Source organism: Paenibacillus sp. y28, assembly GCF_037137075.1.
GTDB lineage: Bacteria > Bacillota > Bacilli > Paenibacillales > NBRC-103111 > JBBBNV01.
Genome location: NZ_JBBBNV010000010.1, coordinates 127726 through 143601 on the forward strand (window position 1 = coordinate 127726; position 15876 = coordinate 143601).

Sequence of the window (15876 nt, forward strand, 5' to 3'; positions counted from 1 at the left end):
AATGAGAAAAAAAGATACAATTCCTACTGAAGCGATGCCTGCCGAGCGGCTGACGGGAACTTATCCGGCCGGTTTGACTCCGCTTGGCCCGGACTATGATCCGTGGGACCCGCTGCGCTCTTTGACTTCCTACGGGCGGCATACGCTGACCAGTGTGGAGATGACCGTCACGAACTTGTGCAATATGCGCTGCGAGCACTGCGCGGTCGGTTATTCCTTGGCCCGCAGCGAAGGTGCGCGGCTTCCGCTTAGCCTGATGCTGAAGCGGCTGGATGAAATTGAGACGCTGGAGACAATCAGTATTACGGGCGGAGAGCCGTCGCTGCTGGATTCAACCGTGAAAGAGTATATCGTGCCGCTCCTGAAGTATGCCCGCGAACGCGGCGTACGCTCTCAGATTAATTCCAATCTGACACTGGATTTATCCCGGTATGAGCAGATGGCCCCTTATTTGGACGTCATGCATATTTCCTTTAATTACATCAACGCCCATGATTTTCATGATGTCGGTTTTGTGCGTACCGGACATGAGGTGTCTTACGCGGCTGCCGCCAAGCTGTACGAACGTATGGTAGACAATACTGTAGCCCTCAGCAAAGGCGGCATGTATGTGTCTGCCGAATCGATGATCAATTACCGCACTCATCATAAGCTGCCAGAGATTCACCGTCTCATCGGCGAAATGGGCTGCCGCCGCCATGAAGTGCATCCGATGTATCCGAGCGCATTTGCAGAGCAGCTGCCGATGCTGTCGCAGGAGCAGTTCCGGGATGCGATTCACGGCCTGCTTGACAGCCGCGATCCGGACATGTGGATGCTGTTCGGCACACTTCCGTTTTATTCCTGCAACGAGAACAGTGAAGACCGCCGTCTTCTCAACCGGCTGCGGAGCGAGCGGAATGTGACCGTGCGCAACGATCCTGACGGACGCAACCGGCTTAATGTCAATTTGTTTACCGGGGACGTGTTCGTGACTGATTTCTCTGATGTCCCTGCGCTGGGCAGCGTATATACGGATACACTCGATTCCGTGTTTGACCGCTGGCTTGATCATCCGCTCAATCACAAGGTCAGCTGTTATTGTCCGGCTGCTGCCTGCTGCGGGCCTAATCTGCTCGTGGCGGATATGTATTACCGGGATGTTGATTTCATGAAGCGCAAGGCGATCCTGTAATCCGCACTTACTCACTTTCAGAAGGGACGAATGGTGTTGACAGCCATCGTATTGAACGTGCTCCTTGTTTTGTTTCTGGTCCTGCTTAACGGTTTTTTCGTTGCTGCCGAATTTGCGCTGGTCAAGGTGCGCCAGTCGCGGCTTATGCAGCTCGTGGACGAGGGCAAAGGTCAAGCCAAACACGCTCTGGCTGTAACCAAACGCCTGGATGCTTATTTATCTGCGACGCAGCTTGGGATTACGCTGGCTTCCCTTGGACTTGGATATGCCGGTGAGCCTGCGGTCAACCATCTGATGGTCGAGCCCCTGCTCGGCTGGCTTGGCCTGGAAAGGGCATCCTACAGCTCAACGCTGGCGTTCGCCATTACGTTTGCTGTCATTACCTTTCTTCATATTGTGCTGGGAGAGCTGGCGCCGAAATCATTGGCGATTCAGAAGTCGGAGACGGTTTCCATTTGGCTCTCCGGTCCGCTGATGATCTTTTACAACATTTTTATGCCGGCCATATGGCTGCTGAATGGAGCTGCGAACAAGCTGCTCCGGCTGCTTGGTGTCCAGCCCGCCTCGGAGCACGAGGCGCATACGGAGGAAGAGATTCGAATACTGATGAATCAAAGCGCCCGCAGCGGACATATCGACAAGGACGAGATGGTGCTGTTTGACAATATTTTCGAATATTCCGATCGTTTGGCCCGGGAAGTCATGCTGCCGCGAATCGATATGGACTGCCTTTACACGAATTTGCCTCTGGAACAAAACCTGCAGCATGTTTTTCAAACGAAGCACACCCGTTATCCGGTTGCGGCGGAGGGCGATAAAGATCGTATCATCGGTTTTGTACATATTACGGATTTGCTTACGGCTCCGGCCGGTGAGGAGCTGCGGCTGGAAACGTACCTGAGACCGGTGCTTACCGTGCCGGAGTCAATGGAGATTAGCCATGTCATGCGCCTGATGCAAAAAAGACGGGCACAGATCGCCATCGTGATTGATGAATACGGCGGTACGGCCGGAATGCTGACGACAGAAGATATCCTGGAGGAAATCGTCGGCGAGATTCGGGACGAATTCGACGAGGATGAGCGGGAGGATGTCGAGGTCAAAGGCCAGACCATTTCCGTAGACGGCAGAATGCTGCTGGAGGAAATCAATGACATGCTGGATATTGAAATTATTGACGAGGAGGTCGATTCCATCGGGGGCTGGCTGTTTAAGCAGCTGGAAGGGCAAGCGAGCAAGGGGGCCCGCATTGAGCAGGCCAATTACACGTTCGAGGTGGCCGAGGTGGACCGGCTCCGTATTGTACGGGTGCATATTCACCGGCTGGCGCCGAAATCAGCATCAGGAGAACAGCAGCATACGGATGAACCCCACGCATAAGAAGTGTAGAAGAGCGGAATGGATAAAGAGGTGAATTCATTTGACAAGGAAGCATTTCATCACGATAGCGGTAGTGCTCCTGCTGCTGTACGGCCTGTTTACAATCGGGGCGCCGTTTCTGCTTGCCCTGATTGGGGCCATTTTTCTGGAAACGCCAATTCTGCTGCTTATGAAAGGGCTTCGAATTAACCGGGCAAGCTCCGCGATTGTGGTGTGTGCCTTGTTTACGCTCGTCGTGCTGGGCATCTTCTACCTGCTGGGGCTGAAGGTGGTTACGGAGGTTGTGGCGTTTTGGGATAAGCTTCCTGTTTATCTGGATAACGCCAACAATTATTTCAAGGATGCCACTGTTAATACCGATCAGCTGTTTAACTCCTTCTCCCCCGAGGTCGCGGATCAGCTGGAGGCTAGCCTCAATGCCGGCCTGAAAACGCTAATCGAAAGCCTCAACAGCATTGTGGCGGGAATTTCTGCGTATTTTATCAATGTCGCCAAGACGATTCCCGGGCTGTTTGTGTTTTTTATCGTTTTCATCATCGCCTTGTTTATGTTCTGCATCGGCCTGCCGGGTGTAAAGAATTCGTTCCTTTCCCTGTTCGATGAAAGCTCCTTGCCCAAGGTGGAGAACGTGCTGCTTGATTTGCGCGGATCGATATTCGGCTTCCTTCGGGCCCAGGTGCTGCTCAGCGCGCTAACCTATGTCATTACGCTGGTCGGTCTGCTTATTCTTGGCGTAGAGTATCCGCTGGCGATTGCGCTGCTGATTATTATTGTTGATATTCTGCCGGTGCTCGGCACCGGATCTGTGCTCGTTCCTTGGGCTGTTTATTCCATGCTGACGGAGGACAGCCTGTTCCTGGGACTCGGTCTCCTCATTCTGTTTGCAGTCATCACCTTGTTCCGGCGTATCGTGGAGCCCAAAATCGTGGGCGCGTCTGTCGGCATCGGGGCGTTGTCCGTGCTGATCAGCATGTATATCGGCTTTAAGCTTGTGGGTGTGGTCGGCTTGTTCCTGGGCCCGATTGTCGTGATTGTGTATCAGGCGATGCGCAGGGTCGGCCTGCTGAAGTTCCGCATTAAGCTGGAATAGTAAAAGCGTGGCCTGTTGTCCCTGGTATACGAATCGGGCTAGTTAATTCGTCCAAATTCACCTGCAGAGGATGTGGGACTATTGACGCCCCAGCAGCCCATGTGCTAAATTTAAAATATTTAGCATTTGGATTTTAGTAGAGCAATAGCATATACCAAATCATTCCAACAAAGAACGGAGTTAACAAACAACCATGAAGCACGATAAGGTTAAGATTTTGGACTGTACGATCCGCGATGGGGGTCTGGTCAACAACTGGGATTTTAGCGTAGATTTTGTCAAGCAATTGTACAAATCACTTAGCGAAGCCGGCGTGGAGTACATGGAAATCGGCTACAAGAATTCACCCAAGCTGCTTAAGGGCGCTGATGCAGGCCCATGGCGCTTCCTGGACGAAGGCTTCCTTCGTGATGTGATTCCGCAAAAATCCGCGACCAAGCTGTCCGCGCTTGTCGATATCGGCCGCGTGGACGAGAACGATATTTTGCCGCGTAAAGAAAGCCTGCTGGACCTGATTCGTGTCGCTTGCTACATTCAAGATGTAGGCAAAGGCCTGGAGCTGGTAGAGAAGTTTCATAAAATGGGCTACGAAACGTCGCTGAACATCATGGCGCTTTCTCATGTCATGGAGAACGACTTGAATGAAGCGTTCCAGGAAATCAAGGACAGCCCCGTAGATGTTGTCTACATCGTAGACTCCTATGGCAGCCTGCACCTGAACGATATCGACTACCTGGTTTCCAAATTCCAACGCGCGCTGCCGGAAAAAGAGCTGGGCATGCATATGCATAATAACATGCAGCTGGCTTTTGCCAATACGATTGTCGGCTTGGAGAAGGGCGTCACCTTCCTGGATGCATCCGTCTACGGAATGGGTCGTGCGGCTGGGAACTGCAATACCGAGCTGCTGGTCAGCTACCTGAAAAATCCGAAATACGAAATCCGCCCGCTGCTGGAAGCGATCGAGAATTTGATGATTCCGCTGCGTGAGAAGGTGGAGTGGGGCTATATTATCCCGTACACCGTTACCGGAATCCTGAACGAGCATCCGCGTACGGCAATGGCGCTGCGCAACAGCGAGGACAAGGACCGTTTCGTCGAGTTCTACGACAAGCTGACCAGCCCGGAATCGAATTATGCAACGAAAAACCATCACTCCGACTAATTCTCGGATGTGCGGGAATTCATAATGGAAACAAGGACAGCTTCTCTTATCAGGGGCTGTCCTTGTTTGTGTCTTCTTGTTTGTTATTTGCAGGAGGCTGTCTTGTATGGTTTGCCGGACGGCTGCCGGCATGATGAAACCAGCAAAAATAACGCTCCGTGTGGTTTTTTCCGGACTGGACAAGCTGTTTCTTTTTGTGCTCGCTCAGCTGAAACTCGGTCGTCTTCACCCCGAGGGTGTTAATGTAAATGGTCCGGTCCCAGTCGTCGCTGTGCAGGTGCGAATGCTCCTGACTGTCGAGAAGCGTCTTCATCAGCGCTTTGCTGAAGCTGAACAAGCTTCGGATTGGATGTGCCTTCGGCAGGGCATGGTCCCGGAAGACGGCAATTTCCTGAGCGGAATCCAGGCGAAAGCCGAGCGTCTCTTTATTGTAGATGTACATATCGCCGTTATTTGTATCAGCAGGTATGCCCGCATTGTGATGGTCATAATAAGCCTTGTGGCAGTAGTGGGCGGCGTGCTGCACATATTTCTTCTGATCAAACAGCTTGATCGGGTAATTGTTCAGCAGTCCTCCATCCACGTAGATATCCCCATTGCTGCCTGAAGGGGCGGCAAACAAAAACGGGATGGACATGGAAATACGCACCGCATCGGCGATGGGCATATCAGGCGTCGTTTCCACAGAGAATACTTCACTGTAGCCTGTGGATAAGTTCGTGCCGATTAAATACAGCTCCCGAAAGGGGACGGCTGTATTCAAAGCATACAGCTCGCTGAAGGTCATGTTGGGATCGCCGGTCTTGCAGGCAATCTGCCCGCCAATCCAGCTGCGGAAGTAATCGCCCTTGTACCAGCCGAAGCGGCGCAGCAGCCGGGCGGTGTTGCGCAGATACCCGGATGAGGCATCAAGAAGCCGGCTGAAATCCAGGGAAGTCATGCAGGCTTCGATTTCAGCCAAGGTATAGTTTAACGCGACAAGAACTGCAGTTATCGCTCCTGCGGAGGTTCCGCCCACCCGTGTAATTCCGTCCAGCACGTGCTGGCGTTGCAGCTCCTGCAGCGCGCCTACATACGCAATCCCTTTGACACCCCCGCCTTCAAAAATAAGATTTCGAAACTGACAGGCCACCGTTCTCAGCTCCTTGATCCTCTATCATCTACAGCCATACACATCTAGCTACGATAGGATATGGGAAGGAAAGAGGATTGGTTCGGCGGAATGGAGAATACAAAGAGGGAGTCACTAACAAAGAAAGGATGAAGCCAAGTGCTGCTGCAACCGAAAGACAAGCTTGTCATGATTGGGGATTCCATTACGGACTGCGGAAGGAAAAAACCGGAGGGGGAAGGGCGTAATGATTCGCTCGGCACCGGTTACGTATCCCTGGTGGACGGTTTTTTGCAAGCTGTCTATCCTGAGCTGCATGTGCGCGTCATGAATAAAGGCTTGAGCGGCAATAACGTCCGTGATCTTCAAGCGCGCTGGCAGGAGGATGTGCTGGATTTGAAGCCGGACTGGGTGTCCGTGCTAATCGGCATCAATGATGTATGGCGGCAATACGATTTGCCGCAAATTGTAGAGCGGCACGTCCTGATTGAAGAGTACGAGGCAAAGCTGCGGGATCTGGTTGTGCGGACAAAGCCGGGGGTAAAAGGTCTGGTGCTCATGACCCCGTTCTACATCGAGCCGAACCCCGAAGATAAGATGCGGGCTGCAATGGATCGGTATGGTGCTGTTGTGAAGGCCATTGCAGAGGAGCAGGGGACGATTTTTGTCGATACCCAGCAGGCCTTTGAGCCGGTTTTAGAGCATATTTATCCGGCTGCGCTTGCCTGGGACCGGGTGCATCCAAACACGACAGGGCATATGACGCTGGCCCGGGCTTTTCTGAATGCCATCGGCTTTGCCTGGAACGGGGCGAAGTAAGGCTGCTTGCAAGGTAAGCTTGCATATTCGGTGAAATCCATAGCCGCCGTTCGGGCTGGGACAGCGCAGCCAGGCCCTTCGGGCAGCAGATGCTTCATGGTGCCGAAAACCACGTCAGAGCTTCAAGAATACCGGCTTGTGAGAAGGAACAGCTAATTTCCACCTAAAACGGGGAATGCAGCTGTTCTTTTTTTGTTCTGTTTAGTTCTGTTTACAGGATTGAGGATGGTCCTGCTGCACCGGACATACTGTACGGGTCGCGGTTCATATATTAAAGAAGGGCCGGAGGGCCAGGCACGGATCGGGAGTATATTCGGGCGCCAGGCAGTGCCAGATGATTAAGCTTGCTTTAAAAGAGCCGTTCGGCGCAGCATCGCCAGGCTCTGCGGTTGGCATTTTAATTCCGGCTGTGCACTGGAATGAATAGGGGGCGGGAATGTGGAGCAAGAAGGTCGTGTGATTCTTGGATTGCTTAGCGCTGTCTTTGTTTTGGCGGCTGCAGGGTATGTCTGGCTGCGGATGATGCAGATAAAGGACAGGCTTGCCGGAATGGCCGCCATGGTAGGGCCGATGATTCTCGGAATGCTGCCTTCGGCTACCCTCGGCGTTGCTGTAGGAGTCCTGCTGCCTCATGATTTGACCCCGCCGACGATGCTGGCGGTACTGTTCGGCCTTGCTGCGGGCTTCGCTTCAGGCAGACCGTTCGGTTTGGCGGCTGTGCTCGAGGGGATGTCGGCCGGGGTGATGGGCGGGATGATGGGGCCGATGCTTGGAGTTATGCTGGGTGCTACGGCGCATCTACTACTCCTGTTTATGGATCTTGTATACTTGTTTATGATGCTCGTGCTCCTGCAGTACCTCGACAGCCAAGCCGATGAGGGCCAATCTGCAAGCGGCTTGCTGCGCCTGCGGTTTACGGGGGCGGTCCTTCTGTTTGCGGCCGGCTTGTGCGTGATTGGCTATATGCTGTGGAATTAAGGCTTGTTTGCTCATAATATGGCGGCTGGGCACATACATCTATAAGGGATAGGAATGCTGAGGAGGCTCAAGCGCTTATGAAATTTGCCCAGGAACGCGTATACGAGACGTTTGTCGGACCGTTCGATCCGTGTCCGCCGGTTCATTGCAAGACGTATTCGACCCCGCCGCAGCTGTTCATTCCGTTTCAGCCGCCGGGACTGCCGCAGTTCAGCCCGATGCAGGCTTTGTGCTGCGGCACATTATGGCCGGCCTTGTACAGTCCCTATGAGAGTAAGCATGCTGTTTCACCGGCTATGCACGGAAAGGGGAATCGGAGCGATGGCGAAGGGCATTGATGAGAATTATTACACACAGCTGAAGGAGCTGCAGGCCATCGATTTTGTGCTGCTGGAGCTGAATCTGTACCTGGATACGCACCCGGGTGATATCCAGGCGCTGCAGCAGTTCAACCAGCTGGCCGCTGCGCGCAAGCAGCTGGCCGCCCGCTTTGAGGAGTGCTACGGGCCGCTGCTGAACTTTGGGCAGAGCTTCTCCAAAGCCCCTTGGCAGTGGGTCGATACCCCCTGGCCTTGGCAGGTGTAGAATCGGAAGGAGGCGGAACGCAGCATGTGGATTTATGAAAAAAAACTGCAGTATCCGGTGCGGGTCAGCAAGTGCGACCCGCGCATGGCTAAGCTTCTGCTGGAGCAGTACGGCGGTGCGGACGGGGAGCTGGCTGCGGCGCTGCGCTATTTGAATCAGCGCTATACGATTCCGGATAAGGTCATCGGGCTATTAACCGATATCGGCACGGAGGAATTCGTACACTGTAGTTATCGGTGATAAAAAACCGCGTAAATACGCGGTTTTTTTATTTGGGGATTATGGGGTATAGGACTAATTCAAACTTATCGATAGCATTACTCCAGCGTCCGCCCTTATCTTTACGATATGTTGCATAATGTAAAATGGTTTTGAGCAATTCGTTTTTCCTAGCAGGTACGTCTTCTAGGTAATAAGTTTCTAATACATGCTTGATTCTTGGAATAATATTGACCTTTGTTTCATACTGGCGTAATTCTTGTTGAAGTTGTTCATCGGCTGTAGTAATTGCCTCATTTATTTCGTTCATACGTTCTGATAGTTTGGACGAGCGTTGCAAGAATATTTCAGTACTGTAGACTTTTTGTTCAAGTAGATCATGGAGATTATCCATTTGTAATTGTAATTCACTTTTTTTTCTGTTTAAAGCATTTATTAATTCTCTCTGCGCATTAAGTTTTAAATTATTAGATTCATGTTCATTTGTATTTTCATTTTCAATTTTTATTTCGTATGAGGAAAGCCACATTTTTAAAGCATTGATTAATCTTTCTTCGACAAGATGGAAATAAGAGCTAACATTTTTGCAGCCCCGAGTAACACATATTAAACTATCAGGAATCTTTCCTTTGTAACCCTTCATAACAATGTTAGACCCACAACATGCACATTTTATAAGGCCGGCCAGCGGGTTTACGATTAAACCTTTTTGGGCAGGTGGATGCCAATTTTCATTTAATATTTCAAGTGCAAGCTTACGAGTTTCGTTTGAAATTAAAGGGGGGTGTAAGCCAGGAACTTCTAAAAAATCTCCTTTACTACGTCTAGGTCTACTTCCTCCATCACGTTTTTTAACCAATCTACGTTCTCCCCATTTAACCCAACCTGCGTAAACAGAATTACGGATAAGTGTGTTTAAAGTCTCAACCGTCCATTTTTTATTTGTTGCAGAAGGTACTTTTAGTTCCTCATTCAGATAATTGGCCAGTCTACCCGTTCCCAATCTTTTTTCAGGATCAGAATGTGTATAAAGGCTGAAAATCAGTTGTACAATGGGAGCCTGTTCCGGGTGTGGTTCTAGCGTGAATCCACCTTGGGGAAGTTTTACTCGGTTGTAACCATAAGGAGGCTTATTGCCAGGATACTTCCCATCCCTTACAGAACGTTCACGGCCACTTTGTAACCGCCTGGTAATTGTCTTGAATTCTCTTCTGCTCATGAACAATCCAAACTCAAAATACTCCTCATCATTGGGGTCATTCGGATTGTAAGTTCGCATTGGAGTGATGATGAGAGTATTTGAATACTTGAAGGCTTGCGCTACGATCCCTTGGTCCATGGTGTCGCCACGGGCTAGTCTTTCTACCTCAACAACGAGCACACCTTTCCACCGTCCTGCCTCGACATCATCCAGAAGTTGGATCATTTCAGGACGTGCGGAAATTCTTTCGCCAGTAATTGGCTTCTCTCTATAAATCTTTGTTAGATTTATACCACACCTTCTGGCCAATTCTAATAGCATTCGCTCATGTTTTGCATATGTATCTTCGTCTCCACGATCTTCATTCTCGATATCTGCACGCGATTTACGCAAGTATCCACAATATTCACCAACGGGATATAGTCTTAGTTCTTTAACCAAAATTGAAACCTCCGTATCATAATAAAGTCAGGGAGAAGATTCCCTGACTTTATTAAAAGCTTTTTGACTTTTTTAAAATCATAACAATTCTGTTTCATTTATTCAATCAGTACATTTTTTTATGCTTTGGTATATGTTGGAGGAAATACAAAATTAAATGGCGAATGATCTTATTAAAATGTCGAATTGAGGTGTAGCTCAGGGGTTCTACTACAAGGATTGACGGTCTATGGACATGCTAAACAGGGAAGAACCAAAGGATTTCATTATTCGGTATAGAATATATACCATAAAATTCTACCATTATGCTGGAGGGAAACTAAGTGTCGTTTGTTTTATTTATGCTGTTTTCGACAATTGAAGGGGTCTCTGTATTTTCTTTAGTACTATATATGTTTAGATATAGAGCTATGGAATATCTTAAACCAATAATTTTTATAAATATCCTTGTAAGTTTTCTCAGCTATTGTATTCGAGAAGAATTGTTGCTAAGTTTTATAGATCCATTAATCAAGTTATTTGTGCTCATGTTCTTTATGTTTATAATAATTAAAATCCCAGCTTTTTGGTCGTTTACTTGCTCATTAATTGGTTATTTATTATTTGGACTAATTCAGACACTACTAATCATGAGTTTAGTGTATCTTGGGACGGTTGAATTTGAGAAAGTAAAAAATAATACATCGGATACATACATAATTCAATTATTAGAATTCGTTTTCATTTTTTCATGTAGTATTTTCTTGTATAAAAAAGGTTATGGGTTCTCGTTTGATTTTGACAAGTTGAAATGGAAATACGAGAAAATATTTGTTTATTTATGCGGGTTAGTTTCTGTTAGCTATTTAGGAATTATATTCTTATCAAATAACCTGTATATTGTAGCTTTTATTCTTGCGTTACTTGTTGGAATCTTAATTACATATGCAATTAGAAAGGAAAAGGGGGAGTACTCTTTTGATAAGTAGTATATCTCAATTTATTGCTGCGTTTTTATATAATTTAAACCCGCATCATACTGCAAGTTTAGAGACTCAAAAATATGCAATTGCCATGATCCTCAATACTGTATGTACCGTAGTAATAGCAATAACTATTAGCATATTTTTAGATAAAATAATTCCTGTTATAATAATTCTAGCAGCTTTCTCCATATTACGTGCTGTCTCTGGTGGCTATCATTTTAAATCCGGAGATTTGTGTGTAGTTGTATCTTCAATTACTCCTAATTTGATTGCTTTTATTCATCTCCCAGTTCTAATCATATATTTTATGAATGTAGTTTGTTTGCTCTTAGTATTGCTTTATGCTCCGAGAAACATAGAGTACCAGAGTAATATCTCTCCTAGATTTTATCCTTGCTTAAAGTTATTATCAGTAATGATTGTTTCTATTAATTTTTTTGTGGTTTCACCGTTGTTATGCGTGACATATTCGTTGCAATGTATTAGTTTAATAAAGAGGGGGGACTAATATGATTAAACGCCTTGCATTTCAATTATCTTCTATGCTAGGTACTATTGCAGCAATTAGTTTAATTTCAACTTCTAGCTGGCTGTTTACACATCAACCAATTGTTCCAAAAGAGCTTAAAAAGTAGGAATAGTATTGGATAACAACAAGATCTACATTAGCGGTACTCTTGACAAAGAAGGTAAGCAAGGATTGGTATCCGTCCCATTAGAGCGGATTAACTTTTTTAGTACTGAAGGAAAGAGAATAATTTTTGGAACCTCAGATTGTATTTACTATCTACCTGATACAATAGCTGGTATTAATGTGGCATTACAGGCCACAAAACACGAGAGTGGCCAATTTGAAAAATTTGACCGTTCCTGTATTGTGAAAATTGAAGAAGTAGATGAAGTTGACGGAGTATGGTCTAGGATTTACTTTAAACCTAGTTCGATGGGGAAGTCTCTATTCCGAGATGTGAGTAAAGGAGCATTCCGATTAATTAGAGAAAAACTTACAAAAAAGAAGCCCTGAAGAATAGGCTTCTTTTTTTGTTGAAATCTATATAATAACACATAATCTATAAAAAAACTGTCAAATTATGTCGTTCGATAACAATCATTTCATCTTCCGAATTGATATTTATTTGACAGTAAGATCTTGATAAAATTTAACACAACAAAAAGTCAATAAAATTTAATGTGGGTGAAAAACAATTGAGGTGAGTGTATTTGTATGGACATAACACAATTGTAAAGTTAAGCCGCATTTCGAATTTTCATCAACTACGTGAACTCACTTATTGGAGGCTAGGACGGTAGAGTATTTATTGTATACTCTAACCACCTACTCCAACTAATATTTTAGTCATTCCATTCATAGAGTGCTTCTATTTTAATATTCAATTTTTTGGATATATACCTTGCAGTTCCCAGGCTCATTACTCCGCGATTATTACAATAATCTGAAATTTGCTGCTGGGACATGCCTATTTTTTCTGCAAATTGTCTTTGTTCTAATCCCCTATTTTTCTGTGAAAGAGCTGCTTTCATACCGGGGATGCGACAGAAAGTCATGACGGTTTTAGTATTTGTTGGAGTAGGCACCGACCTGGTTTTCTTCCCATAGTCTGTACCTCTTATTAATAAAATTTTACAAAGGAGAAATCTAAATTAATGAAAAAATATGATTTAGGAATCGTCTTAAAGGAATTAAAATTAAAAGAGATCGAACTCTTTTTGAATAGAAAAAATAAACTTAGCCTTAGCGATTCTTATTCAGCACCCCCAAAGCCAAATAATAAATAGTACGAGCCTCTTCTTCAGAGATATCGTTCCCTTTGTAACTAAAAGATTCTACTATACTTTGAATGGCAGTTTCTTCGCTTAATTCAATTGTTTCCAAAAATTTAAGTGTACCATCATAAATTTGGCGGTGTTTTACATTTTCTATTCGTCCAGTAAGATAATCTGTTGAGACTTCAAATAAGTCAGCGAACTTGACTAACAGTACATCTTCTACTGGACGTTTATTTGCTTCAATTCTTGAAAGAACACTATTATTAATTCCAATTTTAGCTGCTAATTCTAGCTGCGACCATTCTCTCTTTTCCCTTTCTTGTCGAATACGTGTTCCAACAGTTTTTTTCAAAATAAACTCCACCTTTCGATTTCAACAAAGATATATTATCATTTTTCTGAAATGGAAAAGTTAATTTTGCTAATTCAGAAAATATAATATTGACATTGCTAAAATAGAAATATATTATGGGTATATATATTTTCTAATTTAGCAAAACGGGGTGGTAACAATAGAACTGAATTTAGACTTCATCACAACAAGACGAATTGAAATGAATTTTACACTTCAAGAAATGGCAAGTTGTTTTGGCTTTAAAAATGCTTCTACTTATTCCAAATACGAGAAGGGAGAATATGTTTTTAAAGCTAACCAAGTACCAAAATTGGCAGAAAAGCTTAGTTGTTCGATTAATCAATTGTATAGGACATAAAATTTTTTTGTAGCAACATTTGCTGTTTTAGCAAATTCGGATATGGATAAAGGAAGGAGAAAAAAATAATGCCAGTCCCACTGTTATCACAGCATATACATGACCATGGGAGGGATGATTCCATGGTTAAGATTGGTAATATAGTTGAGACTTACACGTTTGGCAATTCAACCGTCCATATTTGCGATGATTACTGTGTTAAGGCTGACGATGTTGCAGAAATTCTTAAGAAAATAAAAGCCTTAAATAAGCAGGCAATTTATGATTTAGCCAGTAGAGATATTGGCCAAGGAATTTTGTGGGATGTAGAAGTCCCAGGTGCTAGTGATTGAAGAAAATTGAATTTTTATTTACATGGAAAAAGCCATCGATTGCGAGTCGATGACTTTTGGGTAGAAACTTATAATATGCACTGTTACCTCATATTATAAGCATTTCCCCCCTCCAATTCAATCCTTCATTCTTTATTTTCCCTTAATCCAAACTTTTGGACTATATATCCAACTTTTATGTCCTAGCTAGTTACATAATAAAGTAGTATTTTGTCCTTTTAATTCCACAAAAACCTAAAAATAAAAAATATTGTATTGGAGTTGAAAACTGAATATGGATATTACCCGTTGGAACAGTGATTTTGGCAATTCGATGTGCCAGCAGCTGGTCGATGGTAATTATTTTGAGCTGCCTGCAGCTGTATGTGAGGTAACCGAAGCGGAGGCACGCAGCATGTTCTCCGAGCCTATTGATAAGGAGAAACTCCTTAACAATCTGCTTGTCAGGGTAGATGACCGCTTTTATCAGGTTGGAGCTAAAGCTCAAGGTCATGCTTTGGCTCATGCCCACATCGATAAGCTTCATGATAAATCACAATCAAACACCGTCCTTATAACTTGGCTGAGTAGTATTGCTTATTACCATGCCTACAATGTTCTGTCGGACAAGCATGCTAATCATGAAGTCAATGTGGGATACTTTACAACTTTGCTCCCGGTATGGGTTGTAAAAAAAGCGGACAAATTCTCGACTGCGCTTAATAGAATGGCTGAGCGATTTATAGTGCCTAAAGAAGTCGAGTTACTTACTGCAGGTTTTGAAAGGACATTAAAGCTGGTAACAGCAGAATCGGTTTGCAAAATCGAGGGTGAGATTTCCCGCTTTGCCCTCAAATATGATCTGGATGTAAAAAAGCGCGATGAAGCCGTTCAATTCGACCACTGCTATACAGTAATCAATGACCTGGGTGGGCAAAGTCAGGATTTATCCCGTTTATCATACGGACTGGGCAAAGCACAAAGCTCAGATGATTTCGCCTCCAGTACGGACCAGTGCTATTTAGCGGTGCTTGAGCAGTTGCGTGTTTCTAAACTGATGACACATTTCGGTGATGTTCGTGAGCTGGAGGCATTCATCCTTAAAAATACAACCACCCGTAAATATCTTTTTACAGACCCAGTTACAAAGCAGCAGGATGATTTAACTAATACTATTGAGCATACCCTGCGTAACTTTGCAAAGATAGCCATTGAAAAAGCGACAAACGCTTTTCATTTCCGATATGGCGATGAAGTCAAATTCGTCCATTCCGGTGGGGTTAACGAAGCATTGAAGTTTTATATGATGGAGTATTTAATCGAAAAATTTGGCCCAGAGCTTGCAGCAACCGCTCACGTTTTTCCAGCTGATGCTCGGAAGCTAAATCTTTTTGGAGCTGAAATTGCAGCCAAAAGCGAGCTTGAGCGGCGGCGAGTGGCGGAAAAGGAGGGAATTGAATGAGGCCACATGGATTTGAATGGACGGATCGTGTTGGGTGCGTGGATACACTGGCTACCCAATGTATAGAGTCTAATAGCAATTTTGAAGAAGCCCTTAAAGTCATTTTGCTTCAGGATTATTGTCTGCTGCCTGAAAGAATCACAAAAAAGCAACTGGCGTCCTTGAAGAAGGATGTAAAAAACAAGGTCCAGGATTTAAAACAGCTTCAGAACGCTCCCGGTGTTGGAGATATCGTTCTCATCCCGAAAAAAGTTCCCGGATTATTGCCGGGGGTGTATCAAGTTCATCCCCGAGATACGGTTTCTGCAGAAATCACTGATGTCCAGCGTTCCGGCACCTGGACTAAATACACTTTCAAGCGCCTGCAGGACAGCGGGGTGCAGGACGGAAATGGTCATGATATCAAAAAAGTTATAAGAAAGGCTAGCCAGCCGCTGGCATTCGAACATGGGTGAACGGAGGGAACAGTTCACC

General features: G+C 45.5%; 18 protein-coding genes and 1 pseudogene. 15 read left to right on the forward strand and 4 right to left on the reverse strand.

Annotated features, from left to right (window positions below):
• The first annotated feature begins 34 nt into the window (after positions 1 to 34).
• The 4 genes from yfkAB (at position 35) to WBG83_RS10600 (ending at position 4809) form a co-directional block, all read left to right on the forward strand.
• On the forward strand, positions 35 to 1174 hold the full coding sequence (gene yfkAB / locus WBG83_RS10585; protein WP_336745024.1) for a radical SAM/CxCxxxxC motif protein YfkAB: 1140 nt from the start codon (positions 35 to 37) through the stop codon (positions 1172 to 1174).
• 30 nt (positions 1175 to 1204) lie between these two features.
• Entirely contained in the window at positions 1205 to 2554 is a 1350-nt protein-coding gene (locus WBG83_RS10590; protein ID WP_336744990.1) for a hemolysin family protein, read from the forward strand.
• A gap of 40 nt (positions 2555 to 2594) precedes the next feature.
• Positions 2595 to 3644, forward strand: coding sequence for a sporulation integral membrane protein YtvI (gene ytvI / locus WBG83_RS10595; protein WP_336744991.1), 1050 nt, complete (start codon positions 2595 to 2597; stop codon positions 3642 to 3644).
• Positions 3645 to 3837: 193 nt separating this feature from the next.
• Positions 3838 to 4809: an aldolase catalytic domain-containing protein gene (locus tag WBG83_RS10600; RefSeq protein ID WP_336744992.1), complete on the forward strand. Its 972-nt coding sequence runs from the start codon at positions 3838 to 3840 to the stop codon at positions 4807 to 4809.
• A gap of 49 nt (positions 4810 to 4858) precedes the next feature.
• Here WBG83_RS10600 and WBG83_RS10605 read toward each other — a convergent pair whose 3' ends face one another.
• Positions 4859 to 5941 (reverse strand): patatin-like phospholipase family protein, encoded by a 1083-nt coding sequence (locus tag WBG83_RS10605; RefSeq protein ID WP_336744993.1) that lies wholly within the window; start codon positions 5939 to 5941, stop codon positions 4859 to 4861.
• 168 nt (positions 5942 to 6109) lie between these two features.
• On the opposite strand from WBG83_RS10605, the gene WBG83_RS10610 reads away from it, so the two are divergent.
• The 5 genes and pseudogenes from WBG83_RS10610 to WBG83_RS10630 form a co-directional block, all read left to right on the forward strand.
• Positions 6110 to 6739, forward strand: a complete 630-nt coding sequence (locus WBG83_RS10610) for an SGNH/GDSL hydrolase family protein (protein ID WP_336745025.1) — start codon at positions 6110 to 6112, stop codon at positions 6737 to 6739.
• A gap of 438 nt (positions 6740 to 7177) precedes the next feature.
• Positions 7178 to 7717 (forward strand): hypothetical protein, encoded by a 540-nt coding sequence (locus tag WBG83_RS10615; RefSeq protein ID WP_336744994.1) that lies wholly within the window; start codon positions 7178 to 7180, stop codon positions 7715 to 7717.
• 77 nt (positions 7718 to 7794) lie between these two features.
• Positions 7795 to 8055: a spore coat associated protein CotJA gene (locus WBG83_RS10620; RefSeq protein WP_336744995.1), complete on the forward strand. Its 261-nt coding sequence runs from the start codon at positions 7795 to 7797 to the stop codon at positions 8053 to 8055.
• Entirely contained in the window at positions 8039 to 8302 is a 264-nt protein-coding gene (locus tag WBG83_RS10625) for a spore coat protein CotJB (protein WP_336744996.1), read from the forward strand. Before WBG83_RS10620 ends, WBG83_RS10625 begins: the two co-directional genes overlap by 17 nt.
• A 24-nt stretch (positions 8303 to 8326) precedes the next feature.
• Positions 8327 to 8527, forward strand: a pseudogene (locus WBG83_RS10630) (manganese catalase family protein); the annotation flags it as partial.
• Positions 8528 to 8570: 43 nt separating this feature from the next.
• On the opposite strand, the gene WBG83_RS10635 reads toward WBG83_RS10630, so the two are convergent.
• Positions 8571 to 10163 (reverse strand): recombinase family protein, encoded by a 1593-nt coding sequence (locus tag WBG83_RS10635; protein ID WP_336744997.1) that lies wholly within the window; start codon positions 10161 to 10163, stop codon positions 8571 to 8573.
• Between the two features lie 957 nt (positions 10164 to 11120).
• Between WBG83_RS10635 and WBG83_RS10640 the strand changes: the two genes are divergently transcribed.
• Genes WBG83_RS10640 through WBG83_RS10650 form a run of 3 tightly spaced genes read left to right on the forward strand, consistent with a single transcriptional unit; the run spans position 11121 to position 12152 of the window.
• Positions 11121 to 11636, forward strand: a complete 516-nt coding sequence (locus WBG83_RS10640; RefSeq protein WP_336744998.1) for an accessory gene regulator B family protein — start codon at positions 11121 to 11123, stop codon at positions 11634 to 11636.
• Position 11637: 1 nt separating this feature from the next.
• Complete coding sequence (locus WBG83_RS10645) at positions 11638 to 11763, forward strand: cyclic lactone autoinducer peptide (RefSeq protein ID WP_336744999.1); 126 nt, start codon at positions 11638 to 11640, stop codon at positions 11761 to 11763.
• 8 nt (positions 11764 to 11771) lie between these two features.
• Positions 11772 to 12152, forward strand: a complete 381-nt coding sequence (locus tag WBG83_RS10650) for a LytTR family transcriptional regulator DNA-binding domain-containing protein (RefSeq protein WP_336745000.1) — start codon at positions 11772 to 11774, stop codon at positions 12150 to 12152.
• A 329-nt stretch (positions 12153 to 12481) separates the two neighbouring features.
• Here the strand turns inward: WBG83_RS10650 and WBG83_RS10655 are convergent, their stop codons facing one another.
• Positions 12482 to 12724, reverse strand: coding sequence for a helix-turn-helix transcriptional regulator (locus tag WBG83_RS10655; RefSeq protein ID WP_336745001.1), 243 nt, complete (start codon positions 12722 to 12724; stop codon positions 12482 to 12484).
• Between the two features lie 157 nt (positions 12725 to 12881).
• Positions 12882 to 13268 (reverse strand): helix-turn-helix domain-containing protein, encoded by a 387-nt coding sequence (locus WBG83_RS10660; RefSeq protein ID WP_336745002.1) that lies wholly within the window; start codon positions 13266 to 13268, stop codon positions 12882 to 12884.
• A 483-nt stretch (positions 13269 to 13751) separates the two neighbouring features.
• On the opposite strand from WBG83_RS10660, the gene WBG83_RS10665 reads away from it, so the two are divergent.
• The 3 genes from WBG83_RS10665 to WBG83_RS10675 all read left to right on the forward strand — a co-directional run bounded on the left by WBG83_RS10665 (position 13752) and on the right by WBG83_RS10675 (position 15857).
• A complete protein-coding gene (locus WBG83_RS10665) occupies positions 13752 to 13961 on the forward strand; it encodes a hypothetical protein (protein WP_336745003.1) in 210 nt (69 codons plus the stop codon).
• 274 nt (positions 13962 to 14235) lie between these two features.
• Positions 14236 to 15402: an Alp7A family actin-like protein gene (locus WBG83_RS10670; RefSeq protein ID WP_336745004.1), complete on the forward strand. Its 1167-nt coding sequence runs from the start codon at positions 14236 to 14238 to the stop codon at positions 15400 to 15402.
• Positions 15399 to 15857, forward strand: coding sequence for a hypothetical protein (locus tag WBG83_RS10675; RefSeq protein WP_336745005.1), 459 nt, complete (start codon positions 15399 to 15401; stop codon positions 15855 to 15857). The genes WBG83_RS10670 and WBG83_RS10675 overlap by 4 nt, the downstream gene beginning before the upstream one ends.
• Positions 15858 to 15876 lie beyond the last annotated feature (19 nt).

Excerpts from the sequence above, each read along its gene's own strand:
- WBG83_RS10590 (WP_336744990.1), top strand. The coding sequence starts at position 1,205 with ATGGTGTTGACAGCCATCGTATTGAACGTGCTCCTTGTTTTGTTTCTG.
- WBG83_RS10625 (WP_336744996.1), top strand. The coding sequence starts at position 8,039 with ATGGCGAAGGGCATTGATGAGAATTATTACACACAGCTGAAGGAGCTG.
- WBG83_RS10670 (WP_336745004.1), top strand. The coding sequence starts at position 14,236 with ATGGATATTACCCGTTGGAACAGTGATTTTGGCAATTCGATGTGCCAG.
- WBG83_RS10645 (WP_336744999.1), top strand. The coding sequence starts at position 11,638 with ATGATTAAACGCCTTGCATTTCAATTATCTTCTATGCTAGGTACTATT.
- yfkAB (WP_336745024.1), top strand. The coding sequence starts at position 35 with ATGCCTGCCGAGCGGCTGACGGGAACTTATCCGGCCGGTTTGACTCCG.
- WBG83_RS10675 (WP_336745005.1), top strand. The coding sequence starts at position 15,399 with ATGAGGCCACATGGATTTGAATGGACGGATCGTGTTGGGTGCGTGGAT.
- WBG83_RS10665 (WP_336745003.1), top strand. The coding sequence starts at position 13,752 with ATGGTTAAGATTGGTAATATAGTTGAGACTTACACGTTTGGCAATTCA.
- WBG83_RS10600 (WP_336744992.1), top strand. The coding sequence starts at position 3,838 with ATGAAGCACGATAAGGTTAAGATTTTGGACTGTACGATCCGCGATGGG.
- WBG83_RS10620 (WP_336744995.1), top strand. The coding sequence starts at position 7,795 with ATGAAATTTGCCCAGGAACGCGTATACGAGACGTTTGTCGGACCGTTC.
- WBG83_RS10610 (WP_336745025.1), top strand. The coding sequence starts at position 6,110 with ATGATTGGGGATTCCATTACGGACTGCGGAAGGAAAAAACCGGAGGGG.